We start from the raw sequence: 19,079 nt of genomic DNA on the forward strand, positions 1-19,079 counted from the left end.
TTCAACTCCTCAGAATAATATTTACTGTTTTACCCACAGGTCGCAGGTTGTGGCGAATCAAGAGCGCCGTCGTGCAGATAACGGTAAATATTTTTCAAATCCTGCTCTTTGACTTTCTCTTTCCACTCCGCAGCACAAGGCAACGCCATCATGTTGTCAAGGCGCTCAATCCACTGTTCCATCGTAAAGGTGTTCGGATTCATATCACTTGCTTTCGCGCCATCATGACATGTACGGCATTCTTTCTTGAACACGAATCTCCCGCGTGGCCCCTTGCCATCTTCTGGTGGCGCAGCGATAGCTGATACTGCAAAAAAAACAGCAGATGCGACAATTGCTCCAGTTAACAGTGCTTTGAGCTTCATCTTCCATCCTCCAAGTAACATTTCCCGTCGTATGACAGGGTAGCATCCCATTTTGACCTAAGATTCACATAGCAATATCCACCTATGGGATTTGAAAACAATTACTACTTGAGAATCTGTCCATCTAATTACAGGGATAATTGTGCATATAATTCAACAGAAAAATTTCAGCAAGTGATTTTTTCTACAAAACTTTTCGCATAAGAATTTACCCGTAAAACCAAACTTATTAATGGCGCTTTGGCAATATGGCAAAACCTACAATAACTGTAGTGCCAACGAATTACCAAGGGGTTATTAACGCTCGTTGCGTCCATAGAGGTGACCGCGCTATAGATAGAAACACATAAATATAATATGAATAAAAAATATCTTTATATCTTCTAGAAAAAAGATCCCATCGTGCGCAAAGTTTACCCACAGCATCACCACTTCACGCTCAACAAAACCCACGGTATACATCCCGCTGGTGCTCACATGGAATGTTTCACAAACGATTGGCTGACTTTTTGCATTTTAACCATTAAACTAAAAATAGTGAATCCTAGCGCCGCAGCTGCCCGCTTGATGCGCTTTACACGATGTACAATGTTCCAATTTTAACCTATGAGGTGCTCCATGTCGAACAGACCAGCTTCCACATTCCTTATGCGCCGTTTCACTTCGCTTTTTTTGGGCTTTTGCGCACTCGTCTCGCTCGTTTCAGGCTTTGTATTGTATGTCGTCCCTGCAGGTCGCTTGGCGGACTGGAATGGTTGGAGCTTGTTTGGTTTGAGCAAAAGCGAATGGGGAAGCTTGCATACGATCCCAAGTTTCTTCTTTTTCGTGCTGCTTCTGTTTCATCTCTTTTATAACTGGAACGTGCTTATGGCGTACCTAAAAGACCGCATTTCGCGCTCATTCACCCTGACGAAAGAGCTGGTAATTGCGGTTGTTTTGACACTGATAGTCATACATGGCTCCATCGTGCAGTATCAACCATTCGGTGCAATAATGCATTTTGGCGAATACACAAAAGGACTTTGGTATCAAGGCGAAAAGCAGAATCCCCCGTTCGGCCATGCCGAGCTTGCCTCAATGAAATCGCTTAGCCAGAAGATGGGATTTAAAACAAAATCGGTCTTACTTCTTCTACAAGAATCAGGGTTTCCTGAAGTAACACCTGACACGACGCTTGCGGATCTTGCACAGCAGTCGGGAAAGACACCCGCGCACATCTTTGACCAGATCGCCAATGATGACCGCGCGTACGAGTAACACGCACTCTACCGGGAGAACTGCATGTATCTGATTATTTTTGCCATATGCCTGAACGTGTTTTTGTCTATAAACGCACTGTCGGCTTCACCAATGCCGCCGATGCAAGTTGTTGTTGTTTCTATCGATGCGCTTCATCCCAATGCTCTTACCAAAGAGAATAGCCCGCATCTTGTGGATATTATGCAGCGCGGCCACTACACGCTACGTGGCACCAGCACGCAGCCACCAAAAACACTCATTGCGCACAGCGCCATGATAACTGGCCATGAACAGCGGCAAAACAATGACTGGAAGCCGGGCGAGCCGACTATTGCCGGATCAACGATTTTCGATTGGGCGAAAAGCAAGGGGATGGCAACCGCCTTCTATTATAGCAAGCCAAAATTAGGCTACTTGCAGAGCCGTGCTGTCGATAGTGCGGCTCTCAGCCCAGATGACGCTCAGGGTCATGCCGAGCGGTTTCTCGCAAAAAATGCACATGCCTTTGCCTTCGTGCACATCAGCGGCCTAGATTGGCAAGGGCCGGTGACCGGTTGGCTTTCACCAGGCTACAACGAAGTACTCCGCTTTATTGACAAAGAACTCAAGACACTTATTGATAGTTTGGCAGCACGAAAAAACTTTCTTTTGATTGTCACCAGCGACCATGCTGGACACGGCAAAATTCACGGCTCTGACCATCCTGAAGACGACAAGCTCCCGCTGATCGCATGGAGCGACACGTGCAACACCTCACACGTGACTGATAAAATATTTCATGTCACCATGCTCGCATCAACTATCGAAAGCCTCCTACGGCAGTGCGTGCTGCCGCCAAAATAGGCGTTCCAGCAGCTCTGGCAAGAGCTTTTCCACTATGAACCCTGCAATAACTGAGGATGCACGCGGCGCAGAAAAACGATCAAGAGTCCAGTCACGACCCCTTCGGCAATAATCAGCGGTGCATGAGCCATCATAAAAAACGTTATCGCCGTACGCTCGGTGCTGCCATGAAGTGCTGCAGGAAGAAAACCGATAACAATCCCTGCAAAAATCAGCACCGCCAATGCAGCTCCAAGCGCTCCAGCAAATCCACCAATAATCAGCGCGCACCTTTCTGACTGACATTTCGCGGTTCCTATCCGAAAGAGCATCATGGCTATGAGCGCCGGAGCACCGAGCATGATTCCGTTCACTCCCAATGTTGTAATGCCACCATGCCCGAATAGTATGGCTTGAAGAAAGAGACCGATAAGGATTGCCGGAACCGCATACACACCCAACAACACGCCAAGCATACCGCAAAGCGTCAGGTGAACGCTGGCGGGAGGGATAGGGATAGCGATGGAGCTCAAAACAAAAAAAGCGGCACTGAGCAGAGCGGCTTTTGGTATTCCGGCACGAGGATTGGAGGAACGATTGATCTGCCTGAGCGCGTACCACGTAGCAATACCTGTAGCCACAAATCCGCCAAGAACTGCGGGAAGAGGAAGAAGTCCATCAGGTATGTGCATCAGGCGCTCCGCCGCTTAAAGTAGAGCGCCGTGCCGATGGAACCCCACACAACGCACAACACCATCACCCCTTTTTGCAAGGATGAAAGCTCGTTACTTGTTACGGTTATGTTCTGCTGGGAGCCAATTTCAACGTGCACCATAGCACCATGCCCTGCTTGGCGAATCTGCACCCCCCACTGGCCGACGATGGTATGATCCGGCACGAAGCGAAATTCGCCAGAATCATTGGTAGTACCGCGCAGCCACGGTGTGCGAGGATTGTCAGGTGCGTATACGTTCACTTGCGCGTGAGCGATTGGGGTAGCGTCGTCGTAACGTGCACTCACGGTGACACCCGTACTGGTCACTACCCGTGTTACCACGCCATGAGCCTGCGCGGAGAAAACAGCAATTATCACTACCAAAAGCGTACGAAGCGCGTGTTTCATTGACATTCGACGTCACAATATCCTTCGCCAACGTCTCCAACATGCCGTCCGCGCCGTGAAACGGTTTGCATTTCATTCGTTGCGCTGACAAACGGAGTAAAACCGAGAAGGAGTGAAAAAGCGCGACGAGAACCTGTTTTCATGGAGCCTCCGAATGGTTTAGAATGTTTCTGGTTCGTATACGTGGTATTTTTATACGAACATTGCGTCCATCACAAGTCATACATACCTGCGCTGGTGCTCAGTTCTACCGATTACCGCGCAATACGAAGGATCATCAATTGCGTAATATACTCTGTCAATTCTCACTCCACCAGTATCTCTATGGTACGGGTCTGTGGCGCATTCCTCGCGTCCTACTCCTGCCGCTGGCGTGGATCTATCCTACCGTCAGTTGGCTTCGCTACCATGTAGCTCGCCCCAAGCACTTCCCCTTTTTTACCGTTGCCATTGGCAATCTCGTCGCTGGCGGCACCGGCAAAACCCCTCTGACACTTTTTTTTGCGCAACATTTGCAGGCAAAGGGGTTCAAGGTAGCGATTCTTTCGCGCGGCTACGGTGGGAAATATAAAACCCCTTTTGCCGTAATTACCCCTGAAACGACTTGGGAAGTTGGAGGCGACGAGCCACTGCTGTTGGCGCTACGCTCTGGCGCAACAGTCGTTGTGAGCCGCAACCGTTTCGATGGGGCGCGCTACCTTGCAACGCAGGAAATAGACGTGGTGATTCTTGACGACGCTTTTAGTAATCATGCACTGCACAAAGATTTTGAGTGCCTTTTGCTGGACGCAACCACACCATACGGCAATGGATGGCCGATTCCCAGCGGCACGTTGCGTGAATTCCCTTCACAACAGCAGCGTGCCGATACCGCACTCTTAACACGAGTTCCGCTGGAGTATACCGGTGCGCACCCCGCATTTCATTTCGCCTTACGCCTTGCGCTCCCAACAGGCTGCGCCATCGCGTGTGCCAGCGCACTGGGCGACAATCGGCAATTTCAGCAAGCACTGCGACAAGCAGGATTTATTATCGAAAAAACCTGGGAAGGGTTGGATCACCACCCAATTCCCGCCGCAGTTATCGAGGAACTTGCCTCACACGGGCTTCCCGTGGTAACTACCGTAAAAGATTTCGTGAAGATTCCTGCGCAGCTCCGTTCGTTGGTGCATGTCGCAGAGTTGGAGCCAATCCCTATCAATGTACACGAGGTTCTTGATTCCCTTGAAAAACGCATTGACCTATTTTTCACTCAAAATAATCGCCAGCCTCTTTCGGCTCCTTCCCGCCAAAACAGCACTTTCGCTGGGACGGATGATGGGGAAAATCGCCTACACCTGTAATCGCCGCCATCGTGCAATTGCCGAGGAGAATATTCGTTGTGCCGGATACGACACGGACTTCACTCCCGAAGTCTACGCCCATCTCGGTGGCATGCTTGCCGAATGTTTCCGCCTGCCACTGATAACACCACATAATTTCCAACATGCGGCGCGGGTCGAAGGGTGGGAACACTACCAGCAAGCGCGTCACAATGCCGGACGTGTGATTCTGGTGACGGCTCATCTGGGAAATTGGGAAAAACTCGCTCTCCTGCATTCACTCCATGCTCAGGTGGGTTTTGATATTGTCGGGCGCAAACTTGATAACGATGGCGCTGACCGTTTCGTCCGCGAAATGCGTGGCCAGGCCGGATCGGTTATTGACAAGCAAAACGGCTTACGTCAGATGCTTAAATCGCTCCGCAGCGGTCACGATCTTGGTATTTTAATCGACCAAGCCCTCCATCCTGACCAAGCCGTTCCGGTGCAGTTTTTTGGCCGCCCCGTCACAGCAGTTCCGGTCGTAACACTGCTGGCGCAGAAAACTGGCGCCGCCGTTGTATGCTGTTTTATCGGGCGCGAGCCTGATGGAACCGAACTGGTCACCTACTGCCCGCCTACTCGTATCACTGGTGACCAGCAACGCGATTCACAGGAGCTTACTACAATAATCGAAGCGTTTATTCGCCGTTATAAAGAACAATGGTTTTGGGTACACCGCCGCTGGAAACATAGTCAAGAGCTGAGCGAACAGGAAATGCAGCCGTAAAAAGTATCACTCAGCAGCGTATATTCTGATATGCTACTGCCAAATCCCTTGCACGAAAGAACTCCGAAACAAGCAGGTGTAACGTGAATGTCTACCGGGTAAGTAGTTGGAACGAGCTACAAGATCAACTCTTCGCTGACTCCTGGAGCGAGCAACTCGGTCGCTTTCGCTCGCGTTACGCCTTTCGTGGCCTTTCCGACGCCTCTTACCCATTATACACCACACTACAACGCCTCGGTGGTTCCTACGAAATCCTCGAGCAACACTTGCTACGCAACTTTCGCAAATACGCGCACCGCTCGATGGTGCAACGCGATTCGCTGTGGCACTGGCTTTCCGTTGCACAACACTACGGACTTCCCACTCGCCTGCTGGATTGGACCTATTCGCCCCTGATCGCGCTCCATTTTGCCACTGCCAATATTGAGCGATTCCATACTGATGGAGCAATATGGGCCGTCAACTACGTAAAAGTACATCAGCTTATTCCAGAATCGCTGATATCAATCCTTTCGAAAGAGGGTGCGAATGTCTTTACCGTTGAAATGCTCAGTGCCGAGTTGGGATCCATGGAGGAATTTGCTGCACTGAGCAAAAACGACTTTGCCCTGTTTTTTGAACCCCCTTCGATAGACGACAGAATCGTCAACCAATTTGCCTTCTTTTCGCTGATGTGGCGTATCGACGCAATTTTTGACGAATGGCTGGCAGACTATCCCGACATCTGGCGTAAAATTATTATTCCCGCTGAATTAAAGTGGGAAATTCGCGATAAACTCGACCAGTCAAACATTACCGAAAGAGTGCTCTTTCCGGGAATGGATGGACTCAGCTCGTGGCTGAAAAGGCATTACAGCCCGAAACACACTTTTACCGAGGTAAAAACATGAAACGAGATATCCGCAGTCAGAAACGCTGGAACCTGCTCTTTTACCTACCGGTATATGACAGCGAAACGGGCGAGCTCCACGGGCGAGTGGTCGACTTGACGACGCACGGCATTATGCTGGTTCACGACACGCAGATTCCGCGCGAAACGATTTTAGATGGCTACATTCAGGCACCACCCGAAGAAGGAAGTGACGAGCCATGGATTGTGATGGTTCGCGGCAAAGCGATGTGGTCGCGCCCCGATATCAACCCCAACCTGTGGGTAACCGGCTACCAATTAATTGACCCACCCGCCGCCGTACAGCGCGAAATCACCCGCCTTGTTGGCGTCTATCCCTTTCATAGATAACATCGGCACTCCACCGCTTGACTTGTGTACCGCGCCACCAGTAGTATTCACCCAAATTCTGTTCAGGAGTAACGCATGGGACAAACCATCGCCCAGAAAATTTTCGCCGCCCACTTGCGCGACGAGCCATTTCCCGGAACCAAAGTTCTTTCGCTTGATGCCGTATTCTGCCACGAAATTACGACCCCGATTGCTATTGACGACCTCAAAGCGCGCGGCAAAGATCGCGTGTTCGACGCTAGCAAAATCAAAGCCGTCATCGACCACGTCACCCCCGCCAAAGATTCGAAAACCGCCATGCAAGGGAAAATCCTGCGCGATTGGGCGCGTCAGCACCAGATCAAGGACTTCTTTGACATCGGCAATAACGGCGTCTGCCACGCCATCTTCCCCGAAAAAGGGTTCGTTCGCCCCGGCTACACCATTATCATGGGCGATAGCCACACCTGTACCCACGGCGCTTTCGGCGCCTTTGCCGCTGGTGTCGGCACCACCGATCTCGAAGTTGGTATCCTCAAAGGGGTGTGCGCCTTCCGCGAACCAAAAACCTTCCGCATCAACGTCAGCGGCACCCTGCCCGTCGGCGTGTATGCCAAAGACATCATCCTTGACATTATCCGCCGCATCACCGTGAATGGCGCAACCGACATGGTTGTCGAATTTGGCGGGACAGTTGTTGCAGGACTGTCGATGGAATCGCGCATGACACTCTGCAACATGGCCGTCGAAGCTGGAGCGACCAGCGGTATCTGCGCTCCTGACATGGTCACAGTAGAATACCTCTGGCCGTTCATCAAAAGCGAATATGCCTCCAAGCAAGCCGCACTCGAAGCCTTCACCAAGTGGCTTCCTGATACCGATGCGGCGTACGAAAAAACACTCGACGTCGATGCCTCTACCCTCCAGCCAATGTGTACCGACCAATTTAAGCCGGACTGCGTTGTTCCGATTGCCGAACTTGGCGACCGCCGTGTCGACCAAATCTATATCGGTTCTTGCACCAACGGACGGATCGAAGATCTGCGCCAAGCCGCATCCATCCTCAAAGGGCGCAAACTCGCCGACCACGTGCGCGGCATTGTTTCCCCAGCTACCCCTGATATCTTCAAGCAAGCCAACAAGGAAGGGATCATCGATATCTTTATGGAAGCAGGATTCTGCGTTACCAACCCCACCTGCGGAGCCTGCCTTGGGATGAGTAACGGCGTACTGGCCGAAGGCGAAGTCTGCGCTTCCACCACCAACCGCAACTTCAATGGTCGCATGGGCAAAGGGGGCATGGTGCATTTAATGAGCCCCGCCTCCGCCGCCGCTTCCGCCGTTACCGGCTACCTCACCGATCCCCGTAAACTTCTTGCAGAGAGTGTGAACTGATGAAAACATTTGGCGGCCCAGTCCTGTTCCTTGATCGGGACGACATCAACACCGACGAAATTATCCCCGCAAAATACCTGACCGAACTGACCAAAGAAGCACTGAAGCCGTACATTCTGGAAGACCTCAAACTCCCCGGCTTCGACCAAAAAGGGGAAGCTACCAAGCAGGCACGCGTCATTGTAACCCGCAAAAATTTTGGCTGCGGATCGTCGCGCGAACACGCCCCGTGGGTCTTTGAAGTGAACGACATTACGGCGGTCATTGCCGAAGGGTACGCCCGCATCTTCCGTCAGAATATGTTCAACGGCGGCATGCTGGCTATCGAACTCCCAAAAGCCGATATCGATGCCATTTTTGCCTACGCAAGCGTAGCCGGAAGCGCTCTCGCGATTGACATCGACAGCAAAAAAATGTGCGTCAGTGGCGGCGGCAAAGAAACCGTCATCGACTTCACCCTCAGCCCGTTTGACGAAGCCCTCGTCCGTGCTGGCGGTTGGGTTGAATACGCCGACGCCAAATACTAAGCGACGGACGAGACCCGCCGCGTGAATCCCATCCCCATAGCCCTTACTATCGCCGGTTCCGACCCTTCGGGGGGAGCCGGCATTCAGGCTGATCTCAAAACATTTCTGGCACTCCGCGTCTATGGCGCGGCAGTGCCAACCTGTTTAACCGTGCAAAACACCCAAGCGGTCGCTGATGCCATGATGCTCCCCGGCGAATTCGTCGCCGCACAGGCGCAGATGGTATTCGATGATCTCTCCGTTGGGGCATTGAAAACTGGTATGCTTGGTAATACTGACATTGTGGAAGCGGTCGGTCGTGTTATCGACGGAAAGCCCAACATTGTCTGCGATCCCGTCATGGTTTCCACGAGTGGCTATCCGTTGCTTAACGAAGCCGCCCGCGATGCCCTATGCCAGTGCGTGATCGCCCAGGCGACTCTCGTCACCCCGAACGCACACGAACTCAAACTCCTTGCCCCAGATATCCCCAACTCAACCGAAGCGGGCTACCGAGTGCTGCAGCGATTCCCCGAACTGCGCGGCATCCTGATTAAAGGCGGCCACTGGGACGAAACCGGTCATACCGTTACGGACACATTACTGGAACGCACCGCTGATGGGGCGATTGCCACCCATCACTTCCGCCATCCACGCTATCAAACCAAAAACACCCATGGCACCGGCTGCACACTGGCCGCCGCCATCACCGCCGGACTGGCCCGCGGGCGGCACCTGAGCGAAGCGGTGAGTGCGGCGGTAACATTCGTCGATGCCCTGCTGGGAATATCTGCCGAACACAGTGTTGGTAAAGGGCACGGGCCGTTGCTACATCATCTGCATAGGAGATAGCAACTATTCAGTATCGCATCCCGTCATTAGATTTCTCCTCGCTTCGCTCGTTCGAAATGACTGAGTGATACCCTGAAGAGTTCCCTTTGCCCTACAGCGACGCCTCATACAGTTCGCACAGCTCATCGTCGCTTAACGCCCGCTTGCGTTCATTTGCCAAGCGGCGGATCTGCGGCATAATTCCATTCACCGAATGGCGATCCGCAACAACCCCCCGCTGATGCAGTCGATGAATCACTCCCTGCGTTCCGCTGTGCGATCCCACCACAATATGGCGCTGCATCCCGAGCACTTCCGGTGGAAATGGCTCATAGTTCGCTGGATTTTTCAGGACGCCATCGGCGTGGATACCTGATTCGTGCGTAAACATCAGTTCGCCAATCACCGGGCGATACGGCTCTATCGTCCGGCCAGAAGCCGCCGCCACATACTGTGCTAACGAGCGCAGATCAGCAGTATTGTACGTTACGGGCTGCTGATACACGTAGCGAAGCGCCATAATAATCTCTTCGAGTGGCGCATTTCCCGCCCGTTCACCCAAGCCAATAACAGTGGTATTGATGTGCGTCGCTCCGGCTTTCACTGCCGCCAGCGCATTGGCTCCCGCCAAACCAAAGTCGTTATGCGTGTGAATTTCGACCGCCAGCCCTGATTCGGCAATCAAACTCTTCACCGCATCATAGGTAGAGAACGGATCGAGAATACCGACGGTATCGCAATAGCGAAAGCGCGCTGCACCGTGCTCCTTGGCGGCCTTAGCATACGCAATGACAAAGTCAAGCGGTGCCCGAGACGCATCCTCTCCGCCAACGGAAACATACAGATTTTTCGTCGCACAAAAATCGAGTACGCGCCGCAGTTGGTCAATCACCCACGGCGGTGTTTTCCCAAGTTTCGACGATATTTGAATTTCTGAAAGCGGCAGGGATATCTCCACCGAGGTCGCGCCAGCATCGAGTGACGCTCGAATATCACTGATAACCGCGCGATTCCATGCGAGCAGTCTCGCTTTCAACCCCAAATCAGTCAACGCGCGAAAGGCTTCCTGCTCATCATCACCCATCACGGGAATACCTGCTTCGATCTCTTCCACGCCAATCGCATCAAGGCGACGCGCAATTTCAAGTTTATCGGCAAGGCTGAAAGCTACGCCTGGGGTTTGTGCCCCATCGCGGAGCGTTGTATCGTCGATAGTGACCGGACCCATACCATCTCTCCTTGGTGAACGAGTTCTTATGGAAAGACAATACAATCCCCATGCCACGAGCTATCCTACCTAGATAGACTACGTTACAGGAAATTCAATTACGACATATCCAACATGTCATGTCAATAAACTGACAATGCTGACACGAACAACGCCATTGTCAGCCTCGCGTCCACGACAGAGATCCATCCAGCGACCAGCAAACTACGATAATAAAAAGGCGTAAGCCAGATGGCATTGCCGTTGCTCTACTGCTTCGCATCCTGTTACCCATTGGAGGTTTCCATGCAGCCAGTTCTCCCACAAGATGCCGCCGCGATTGCCGAGCACCAGCGGATTCGCGCTCAGATAGAAAAACACCCCTGTTACTGTAAATCAGCGCACACCAAATTTGCGCGCATCCACCTGCCGGTAGCGCCGCGCTGCAATATTCAGTGCAACTACTGCAATCATAAGTACGACTGCTCCAACGAATCGCGCCCCGGCGTCACCAGCTCCATTCTCTCGCCACAAGCCGCCATCGAACGTCTGAAAATGACGATGGAGCAAGTACCAAACCTCAGCGTTGTCGGCTTTGCCGGCCCCGGTGATGCCCTCGCCAACCCCGAAGAGGTCTTTGCCACCGCCAGCATGGTACGAAGCCTGAACCCGGATCTCATCCTTTGCCTGAGCACCAACGGCCTCGCTCTGCCAGAGCTGGCGGATGAAGTCATTGCCCAGAAGTTCGGCCACGTTACCGTTACCATGAATACCATCAATCCAGCGATTGGTGCTGACATCTACCGTTGGGTCAAAGATGGCACTATCACCTTGCACGGCGAAGAAGGCGCAGCGCTCTTACACGAACGGCAACTCGCTGGCATTCGCCGCCTCACCGCCGCTGGAGTACTCGTCAAAGTCAACACGGTTATGATTCCTGGCATTAACGACACCGATATCCCCAACGTCGCCAGCACGATTAAAGCCGCTGGCGTCTTCATCCACAATATCATCCCACTGATTTGTCAACCGGAACACGGAACCGTTTTTGGCGAAATGGGGATTCGCGAACCGCAACATCAAGAGATTGTGGCCGTCCGCAAAGCCTGCGGGGTTATTATGGGCGGGGCGGATCGCGTGATGAGCCACTGCAAACAGTGCCGTGCCGATGCCATCGGCATGCTGGGAAAAGATATTACGCTCAACCAACCCGCCGCCCATGGTGGCTGCAAAAAACAAGGCGATCAGAAGATCGCCGGATAATCACAAAGGGAGAAATGACCATGAAAATGCACAACCATCACCTTATTCGCGGCACCGTTGAAGATTTAAGCGTAGGCCATGCCATGGCGAGCGTTACTGTCCGTTCAGGCAAACGACTGATCCACATGATGCTCACCACAGGCGAAGCCTTCCGCGCCGGCGTCGAGTTAAACCGCGACATTTACTGCCTGATTGAAGGGAAAAGCGTCACCCTTTTTCGCGATGCCAGCGAGTACTTTCGCCTCTTTGCGCGCAACCACCAAGTGCTGGAATGCTCCGTCGCTCACGACAAAGTGCACAGTTTCTAAGCGAATTGTCACAATAGCGACACCACCACTGTCACAGAGCGAACAATCATGTACGTAACTATCTCATGAATAATACGATGCGAGTTTCGGTTCACTCATTGCAGTTTCGTAACGACACGGCACTTCAGAAAGGTGAAACCATGGAAACACGCAGTAATTACTACAAGCTGGCACTCGAAACAGTGTATGAAGTCAGCAAAGTGCTCTCATCGAATTACCAATGCTCAACAACTATGCAAGGCGTTCTCAGCATTGTCTGCAATAACCTGAATATGCGACGCGCCATGATTATGCTTTACGACGATGAAACGCGTGAACTTACGCTGAAAGCTTCCGTTGGCCTTTCAACGAATATGATCGGCGCGCTACGCTACCGCTTGAACGAAGGGGTGGTCGGTAAAGCATTCCGCCACGGCATGTCGATTCTTGTTCCCGATATTTCCGACGAACCAGGCTTTTTAAACCGCGTCGAACGCGAAATGAGCGACGAAAAACTCAGCTTCTTGGCAGTTCCAATCAAAGAAGGCTCCAATGAGTACGGCGTTTTGACTGTCGACAAACCAACTGCCGAAATTTTCAGCTATTCAACAGAGTTTGACATGCTAAAAATGATCGCAACGTTGATTGCCTCGTTTTTACGCAAGTCAAATTTTATCACCCATGAATGGCAACAAATCGGCGCCGAGCGCGACCGCCTCAGTCAGGAAGTACTCGGGCGCTTCCGTATGAGCGGACTCATTGGGCGCGGCAAAAACATGCGCAAAGTGTTCGAGCAGATTCAACTCATGTCGCGCAGCCGCTCCAACTGCCTGATACGCGGCGAATCAGGCACCGGCAAAGAGGTGGTCGCAAAAACTATTCATTATAACTCTGCCCGCTCCCACAAACCGTTTGTTGCCATTAACTGCGCGGCTATCCCCAAAGAACTCTTGGAAGCGGAATTATTCGGGCATGAAAAAGGGGCGTTTACGGGAGCCTTAGCGCGTCGCAAAGGGAAGTTTGAACTCGCTGACGGCGGCACACTTTTTCTCGACGAAATCGGGGATATGCCGCTCGATGCGCAAAGCAAGCTGCTGCGCGTCCTTCAGGAAAAATCACTGGAACGCGTCGGTGGTAACGAAGTGATCCCCGTTGATGTCCGCGTCATCGCTGCCACCCATAAGCCACTGGAAACCATGGTGCAAGAAAAAACCTTCCGGCTCGACCTCTACTATCGCCTCAACGTCCTGATCATCGAACTCCCCCCACTGCGCGAACGGCGCGAAGATATTCCCCTACTTGCCCAACATATCGTCGATAAAATTAACAACACCTACGAAATGCAGCTCAAGATCGCGCCACAACTCTTTGCACCGCTGAGCCGCTGCTGCTGGCCGGGCAATATTCGCGAACTGGAAAACTGCTTGGAGCGCGCTGCTCTCAATGCTACCGATAACATCATCCGCACTGCCGACCTGCTCTGTGGCCGACACGAACCATGCCCTTCGCAGATTATCGGCCATGCCACGAATGATGCCATCGCGCCGCAGGTGGCAACTCTAAAGCACAGTAATGCCATCAGTGCTGCTAAAAAAGTTGATCATAGCGAGCCAAACCATGAGCGGATGCGCTTTGAACAAGGTGACGAAATAGAAGCGGTCAGCCTCGCCCTGCGCCGCTCAGGGTACGTGCAAGCCAAAGCCGCCCGCACCCTAGGTATAACCGTCCGCCAACTGCGATACCGGATTCAAAAATACTCCATCGAAGTGAAACGCTTCTAAAGACTGGCGATTGCCTCCTCGTACTATTGGTGCTATTTTTGTCGCATACCAACGCAAGGAGAGCAGCATGAAAGTAGTCGCGTTCAATGGAAGTCCGCGCCAAGGCGGGAACACCGAAATACTGCTTCAGGCCGTATTGACACCCATCAAAGCCGCCGGCATTGAAACAGAACTCGTTCAAATCGGCGGCCAAGCCTTACGTGGCTGCGTGGCCTGCATGCACTGCCGCACCAAGCACCCCGGACGCTGCGGCATCACCAACGATCAAATGAACAGCTATATCGAAAAAATGCGCGAAGCCGATGGCATCCTGCTCGGTTCGCCGACTTACTTTGCCGATGTGACCAGCGAAATGAAAGCATTGATCGACCGTGGCGGCTACGTCACCCGCGGCCATAACGCCGAGCTGAAACGCAAAATCGGTGCTGCCGTCGTAGCCGTGCGCCGCGGCGGTGCCACACATGCCTTTGACACCATGAACCACTTCTTCCAAATCTCACAAATGATTATCCCCGGATCAACCTACTGGAATATGGGCTACGGATTGCACCCCGGCGATGTCCTCGGCGACAGCGAAGCGCTCAAGAACATGCAGGATCTTGGTGAAACTATGGCGTGGCTGCTGAAAGCTACCCGGTAAGCGGTAAAATGTAATGGGCAATGACCGCTACCTGAAGCGAGGGAGGTGGATTGATGCCAAAGAAGCTACAGAATGATATTGATGGGCACAGGCAAAATAAAACCACGCAAGGCCAAGGGCGGAAGCGGCGGGATAATAGCAAACACCAAGGGGTGATTATGCCGGTTCCTGTTGGTTCTGTGGAGTTGCCGGATGACTATATCGACCTCTTGAAACAAGTTAAGCAACGGGTAAAGACCGAACGGCTGAAAGCTGTTTTGTCTGCTAATACTGCTCAGATACTCATGTATTGGGATATCGGACATGATATTCTGCGCAAGCAGGATCAGGCGGGTTGGGGAACGAAGGTTGTTGACCGGCTTGCGTGTGACTTGAAAGACGCTTTTCCGGAGATGAATGGATTTTCTGCTCGCAACCTCAAATATATGCGGAAATTTGCAGAGGAATGGCCGGATCGTGCAATAGTGCAACGCACCGTTGCACAAATACCCTGGCGCAGCAATTTAACCCTTTTGGAAAAAATTAAGGATTCGAAATTACGGCTTTGGTATGCTGAGCAAACCATTACAAATGGCTGGAGCAAAAATATTTTGGCTGTGCAGATAGAAACAAAGCTGCATAAACGAACCGGACAGACAGCTAATAATTTTCAAGCAACTTTGCCGCCAGATGATTCCGATATGGCGAACCAGATATTTAAAGATCCGTATCTGTTTGATTTTCTGGGAACTGCGGAGGTACGCAAAGAGGCCGAGCTGGAAAATAAGCTTATCGAACATCTGGAAAAATTTCTACTGGAGCTTGGTCAGGGATTCGCTTTCGTTGGGAGACAAGTCCATATGGAAGTGGGTGGCGACGATTTTTATATCGACTTGCTTTTTTATCACTTAAAGCTGCGCTGTTATGTGGTGGTAGAACTAAAAGCCGGAAAGTTCTGCCCTGGCCATGTGAGCCAATTAACTATGTATATGAATATTGTCGATGACTTGCTTCGCCATCCGGATGATAAGCCCACCATCGGCCTGCTACTGGTCAAAGAGAAAAATCATACCGTTGCTAAATATGCACTTACAGGCAATACCAAGCCTATTGGTGTCGCCGAGTGGGAGCAACACATCACCGAATCTTTACCGGAAGACCTTCAGCCGAGCCTGCCATCCATTGAGGAAATTGAGAAAGAATTGGACAGGGAGACAGAAGGCGGAGAAGGAGATGACCAAGTCTAAATCTCGACACCAAAATGCTCATTTTCATCTCACATCACGAACACAATATGATATATCAACACTCAAATTAACGCCCCACAGGAGCTTCGCATGTCACATCCTGTCGCCGATCCTTTCCGCCACAAACTCGAAGTAAAAATCCAACTGATGGCGGGCGGCCTGCTCCCCTGCTATGCCTACGAAGGCGATGCTGGGATGGACTGCTACGCTCGCCTGGACCGCGACCTGATTCTGACACCACTCCCTTGGGCAGCCAGCGCCGACCAAGGTGTTGCGCAAGTACGGCAATGGTGCATCGAAAGCAACATCAATCCCGACGAAATACAAATCGCGCTGAAATTCCCCATCCCACTCGGCTTTGCCGTTGAGCTTCCCGAGGGCTTTGAGGCACAAATCCGCCCGCGTAGCGGCCTCAGCCTGCAAGGGCTTTTCTGCCTCAACTCTCCCGCCACTATTGATAGCGGTTACCGTGGCGAAGTACACTTTATTGCCGCCAATATGGATACGCAACCGTTCTACATTGGTCAAGGAGCACGCATCTGCCAAATGCTCATCCTCCCCGTACCGCGCATCAATCTTGTTCTCTCCGATTCCCTTTCCGCCTCGCAACGCGGCACCAAGCGTTTTGGTTCCAGCGGCATATAAATGGCACAGAGCGCGTGTCACCACTGCCTCCTTCCTGTCACCACGGAAGCCGCTATTCACGAAACCGTTGATGGCGAAGAGCGGCTTTTCTGCTGCAAAGGGTGTCAAGGTGTATACCACGTTATTCACGATGCTGGGTTTCAGGCTTTCTACGCGAAGCGGAACGACTGGCAACCCGGCCCGCCGGAAGAGGCTGGTGATATCGCCGCCGAGCTCGTCGCCCCTTTTATCCGCACCACCGAAGATGGCGAGCAGGAAATTGATCTGAGCATCGGCGGCATCCGCTGTGCCTCGTGCATTTGGCTGGTAGAACATTTCGTTGGAAAAACCGCTGGCGTTACTACCATTCGTGTCAACTACGCCACCCACCGCGCGCGCCTGCGCTGGAATCCCGCACTCACCGATATTCGCACCTTGCTACGGCAGATTTTTTCGATCGGCTATCATCCCGTCCCCTTCACGCAGTCTGATTACGAAGCGCGCTTACAACACGAAAAGCGCGACCTGCTGATCCGCTTCGCTTCTGCTGGACTCTTGACCATGCAACTCATGCTCTACACTTTTGCGCTCTACGCCGGATATTTTCAGGGAATGGAGCCTCTTTATCGCACGGCTATGGAAGTTATCGCGTGGGGACTGACCACACCAGTGCTGTTCTATTCCGGCGCGCCATTTTGGCAGAGCGCGTGGTCTGGCATGAAAAATCGCACCCTGAACATGGACTTCCTGATCGTCCTCGGCTCGGCCAGCGCCTACTTCTACAGTATCATCGCCGTGTTTGTTGGTCGTGAAATCTACTTTGATGTTACGTGCATGATCATCTCGCTCATTCTGCTGGGGCGCTTAATTGAAGCGGGAGCCAAAGGGAGCGCCTGCGACGCTGTGGCCTCGCTGTTTCGCCTGCAACCAAAAGATGCGCGCCGTTGGGAAAACGGTCAGGCAACACTCGTACCGCTGGAATCGTTGCGCGCCGGCGATCTGGTCGAAATTCTCCCAGGAAGTTCGATACCGCTCGACGCACACGTGGTCGAAGGGATTTCAGAAGTGGATGAATCAATGCTAACGGGCGAATCGATGCCCGTTACCAAACAACAGGGCGACGAACTGATTGGCGGCACCATGAACCGCTATGGCCGCTTGGTCGCGCAGGTGGTACGCACTGGCGAGGCCACCGTACTGGCGCAGATCATCCGTACCGTCGAAGAGGCACAAAACCGTAAAGCGCCTATCGAAACCGTGGCCGAGCGGGTCGTTACGTGGTTTACACCTGCCATTGTTGCCCTCGCCGTGCTGACTTTTGTGGGATGGTATTGGAGTGGCGGCGAATTTATCCCCGCCCTGATGACCGGCGTTGCCGTATTGGTTATTTCCTGCCCCTGCGCGCTGGGACTCGCTACGCCGCTCGCAATCCTTGTTTCGACCACTTCGCTGTCGCGCCGCGGCATCATGGTTAAAGGGGGCGATGTCATGGAAAGTGCCGCGCGCGTGCGCCACATCTTTTTTGATAAAACTGGCACACTGACCGAAGGGAAACCCCAACTGGTAGCGGCGCTCAGCACATCGGCCACACTCAGCCGCGAAGCGCTCATCACCCTTGCAGCCGCCGTTGAACGCTCGTCGGAACACGTTTTGGCGCAAGCTATCGTGCAAGCGGTTCCCGCAGGAAGATCATTCCCGCAAACCGAAGGCTTTCAGGCACATCCCGGCCAAGGGGTTAGCGCTACCGTGGAGGGAGCACAAGTACTGGTTGGCAAACGGGGGTTTTTGCAAATGTCAGGCATTGTTATCACGCAGGAACAGGCAGAAGAATGGAACGCTTTCGCCGCCACAGGGAAAACCACCGTTGGCGTCGCACGTTCTGGGATATTGCTGGGACTTTTAGCCATTGCCGATACGGTTCGCGCTGAAGCCGCCAGTGCCATCAGCCGCCTGCAGCAGCAAGGCAATCAAGTGGTCATGCTGACTGGTGATAGCGCACTGGTCGCTTTGCACGTAGGGGAATCGCTCGGTATCGCACCGGAAAACTGCCGCGCCGAACTGAGCCCACTAGATAAATCGACTCACATTCGCACCGCCAAAGAACGTGGCGAATACGTCGCGATGGTCGGCGACGGCATTAACGACGCCCCTGCGCTGATCGAAGCGCACGTTGGGATTGCTGTCGGCAAAGCGACGGATATTGCACTGGAAAGCGCCGATGTCATTTTCATGCGCCCAGATATTGCCCTGCTCCCACCTTTTTTGCGGCAATCGCGCCGCACACTCTCGATCATCCGGCAAAACCTTTTCTGGGCGTTTTCGTACAATGTCGTAGCGATACCGCTGGCCGTCACTGGATTTATCCATCCGGTTATCTCAGCCGCTATGATGGCCATCAGCTCGCTGATCGTGGTGGGGAACTCGCTGCGACTAAAAAGGAGCTGAAAACGCATCCTGACG

General features: G+C 52.7%; 21 protein-coding genes. 16 read left to right on the top strand and 5 right to left on the bottom strand.

Annotated elements, in window-relative coordinates; all coding sequences use genetic code 11:
- Nucleotides 1-29: 29 nt before the first annotated feature.
- Nucleotides 30-365 (bottom strand): c-type cytochrome, encoded by a 336-nt coding sequence (locus P304_RS0105305; RefSeq protein WP_027389687.1) that lies wholly within the window; start codon nucleotides 363-365, stop codon nucleotides 30-32.
- A gap of 618 nt (nucleotides 366-983) precedes the next feature.
- Here P304_RS0105305 and P304_RS0105315 point away from each other — a divergent pair.
- Complete coding sequence (locus P304_RS0105315; protein ID WP_027389688.1) at nucleotides 984-1,622, top strand: DUF4405 domain-containing protein; 639 nt, start codon at nucleotides 984-986, stop codon at nucleotides 1,620-1,622.
- 24 nt (nucleotides 1,623-1,646) lie between these two features.
- The gene (locus P304_RS0105320; RefSeq protein WP_027389689.1) at nucleotides 1,647-2,447 is read left to right on the top strand and encodes an alkaline phosphatase family protein; all 801 of its coding nucleotides are present in this window, start codon (nucleotides 1,647-1,649) and stop codon (nucleotides 2,445-2,447) included.
- A 32-nt stretch (nucleotides 2,448-2,479) separates the two neighbouring features.
- Here the strand turns inward: P304_RS0105320 and cbiM are convergent, their stop codons facing one another.
- The 3 genes from cbiM to P304_RS17020 are packed head-to-tail and all read right to left on the bottom strand — an operon-like array spanning nucleotide 2,480 to nucleotide 3,692.
- Nucleotides 2,480-3,118, bottom strand: coding sequence for a cobalt transporter CbiM (cbiM, locus tag P304_RS0105325; protein ID WP_027389690.1), 639 nt, complete (start codon nucleotides 3,116-3,118; stop codon nucleotides 2,480-2,482).
- On the bottom strand, nucleotides 3,118-3,549 hold the full coding sequence (locus P304_RS0105330) for a hypothetical protein (protein ID WP_027389691.1): 432 nt from the start codon (nucleotides 3,547-3,549) through the stop codon (nucleotides 3,118-3,120). Before P304_RS0105330 ends, cbiM begins: the two co-directional genes overlap by 1 nt.
- Nucleotides 3,546-3,692 carry a hypothetical protein gene (locus P304_RS17020; RefSeq protein WP_160165014.1) on the bottom strand — a complete coding sequence of 49 codons (147 nt, stop codon included), beginning with the start codon at nucleotides 3,690-3,692 and terminating at the stop codon, nucleotides 3,546-3,548. The genes P304_RS0105330 and P304_RS17020 overlap by 4 nt, the downstream gene beginning before the upstream one ends.
- Before the next feature lie 21 nt (nucleotides 3,693-3,713).
- Here P304_RS17020 and lpxK point away from each other — a divergent pair, with 21 nt between their 5' ends.
- The 7 genes from lpxK to thiD all read left to right on the top strand — a co-directional run bounded on the left by lpxK (nucleotide 3,714) and on the right by thiD (nucleotide 9,612).
- Nucleotides 3,714-4,892 (top strand): tetraacyldisaccharide 4'-kinase, encoded by a 1,179-nt coding sequence (lpxK, locus tag P304_RS16055; RefSeq protein ID WP_051321437.1) that lies wholly within the window; start codon nucleotides 3,714-3,716, stop codon nucleotides 4,890-4,892.
- A complete protein-coding gene (locus tag P304_RS0105345; RefSeq protein WP_160165016.1) occupies nucleotides 4,786-5,640 on the top strand; it encodes a lysophospholipid acyltransferase family protein in 855 nt (284 codons plus the stop codon). The genes lpxK and P304_RS0105345 overlap by 107 nt, the downstream gene beginning before the upstream one ends.
- Before the next feature lie 83 nt (nucleotides 5,641-5,723).
- Nucleotides 5,724-6,530: an FRG domain-containing protein gene (locus P304_RS14215; protein WP_034764205.1), complete on the top strand. Its 807-nt coding sequence runs from the start codon at nucleotides 5,724-5,726 to the stop codon at nucleotides 6,528-6,530.
- Nucleotides 6,527-6,880 (top strand): PilZ domain-containing protein, encoded by a 354-nt coding sequence (locus tag P304_RS0105355; protein ID WP_027389693.1) that lies wholly within the window; start codon nucleotides 6,527-6,529, stop codon nucleotides 6,878-6,880. Before P304_RS14215 ends, P304_RS0105355 begins: the two co-directional genes overlap by 4 nt.
- A gap of 75 nt (nucleotides 6,881-6,955) precedes the next feature.
- Nucleotides 6,956-8,254, top strand: a complete 1,299-nt coding sequence (locus tag P304_RS0105360) for a 3-isopropylmalate dehydratase large subunit (RefSeq protein ID WP_027389694.1) — start codon at nucleotides 6,956-6,958, stop codon at nucleotides 8,252-8,254.
- The gene (locus P304_RS0105365) at nucleotides 8,254-8,781 is read left to right on the top strand and encodes a 3-isopropylmalate dehydratase small subunit (protein WP_027389695.1); all 528 of its coding nucleotides are present in this window, start codon (nucleotides 8,254-8,256) and stop codon (nucleotides 8,779-8,781) included. The genes P304_RS0105360 and P304_RS0105365 overlap by 1 nt, the downstream gene beginning before the upstream one ends.
- A 21-nt stretch (nucleotides 8,782-8,802) precedes the next feature.
- The gene (gene thiD, locus P304_RS0105370; RefSeq protein WP_027389696.1) at nucleotides 8,803-9,612 is read left to right on the top strand and encodes a bifunctional hydroxymethylpyrimidine kinase/phosphomethylpyrimidine kinase; all 810 of its coding nucleotides are present in this window, start codon (nucleotides 8,803-8,805) and stop codon (nucleotides 9,610-9,612) included.
- A gap of 91 nt (nucleotides 9,613-9,703) precedes the next feature.
- On the opposite strand, the gene nifV is transcribed toward thiD, so the two are convergent.
- Nucleotides 9,704-10,819, bottom strand: coding sequence for a homocitrate synthase (nifV, locus tag P304_RS0105375; RefSeq protein ID WP_027389697.1), 1,116 nt, complete (start codon nucleotides 10,817-10,819; stop codon nucleotides 9,704-9,706).
- Between the two features lie 285 nt (nucleotides 10,820-11,104).
- On the opposite strand from nifV, the gene nifB reads away from it, so the two are divergent.
- The 7 genes from nifB (at nucleotide 11,105) to P304_RS0105410 (ending at nucleotide 19,064) form a co-directional block, all read left to right on the top strand.
- Nucleotides 11,105-12,061: a nitrogenase cofactor biosynthesis protein NifB gene (gene nifB, locus P304_RS14220; RefSeq protein WP_051321438.1), complete on the top strand. Its 957-nt coding sequence runs from the start codon at nucleotides 11,105-11,107 to the stop codon at nucleotides 12,059-12,061.
- Between the two features lie 20 nt (nucleotides 12,062-12,081).
- The gene (locus P304_RS0105385) at nucleotides 12,082-12,369 is read left to right on the top strand and encodes a hypothetical protein (protein ID WP_027389698.1); all 288 of its coding nucleotides are present in this window, start codon (nucleotides 12,082-12,084) and stop codon (nucleotides 12,367-12,369) included.
- 140 nt (nucleotides 12,370-12,509) lie between these two features.
- Nucleotides 12,510-14,129, top strand: coding sequence for a nif-specific transcriptional activator NifA (gene nifA, locus P304_RS0105390; RefSeq protein WP_027389699.1), 1,620 nt, complete (start codon nucleotides 12,510-12,512; stop codon nucleotides 14,127-14,129).
- A 67-nt stretch (nucleotides 14,130-14,196) separates the two neighbouring features.
- Nucleotides 14,197-14,769, top strand: coding sequence for a flavodoxin family protein (locus P304_RS0105395; RefSeq protein WP_027389700.1), 573 nt, complete (start codon nucleotides 14,197-14,199; stop codon nucleotides 14,767-14,769).
- Nucleotides 14,770-14,927: 158 nt separating this feature from the next.
- Nucleotides 14,928-15,995, top strand: coding sequence for a PDDEXK nuclease domain-containing protein (locus P304_RS14225; protein WP_051321447.1), 1,068 nt, complete (start codon nucleotides 14,928-14,930; stop codon nucleotides 15,993-15,995).
- 90 nt (nucleotides 15,996-16,085) lie between these two features.
- On the top strand, nucleotides 16,086-16,640 hold the full coding sequence (gene dut, locus P304_RS0105405) for a dUTP diphosphatase (RefSeq protein ID WP_051321439.1): 555 nt from the start codon (nucleotides 16,086-16,088) through the stop codon (nucleotides 16,638-16,640).
- Entirely contained in the window at nucleotides 16,641-19,064 is a 2,424-nt protein-coding gene (locus P304_RS0105410) for a heavy metal translocating P-type ATPase (RefSeq protein ID WP_027389702.1), read from the top strand.
- Nucleotides 19,065-19,079: the final 15 nt, after the last annotated feature.

Origin of the sequence: Chrysiogenes arsenatis DSM 11915 (assembly GCF_000469585.1) — a bacterium.
Lineage (GTDB): Bacteria > Chrysiogenota > Chrysiogenetes > Chrysiogenales > Chrysiogenaceae > Chrysiogenes > Chrysiogenes arsenatis.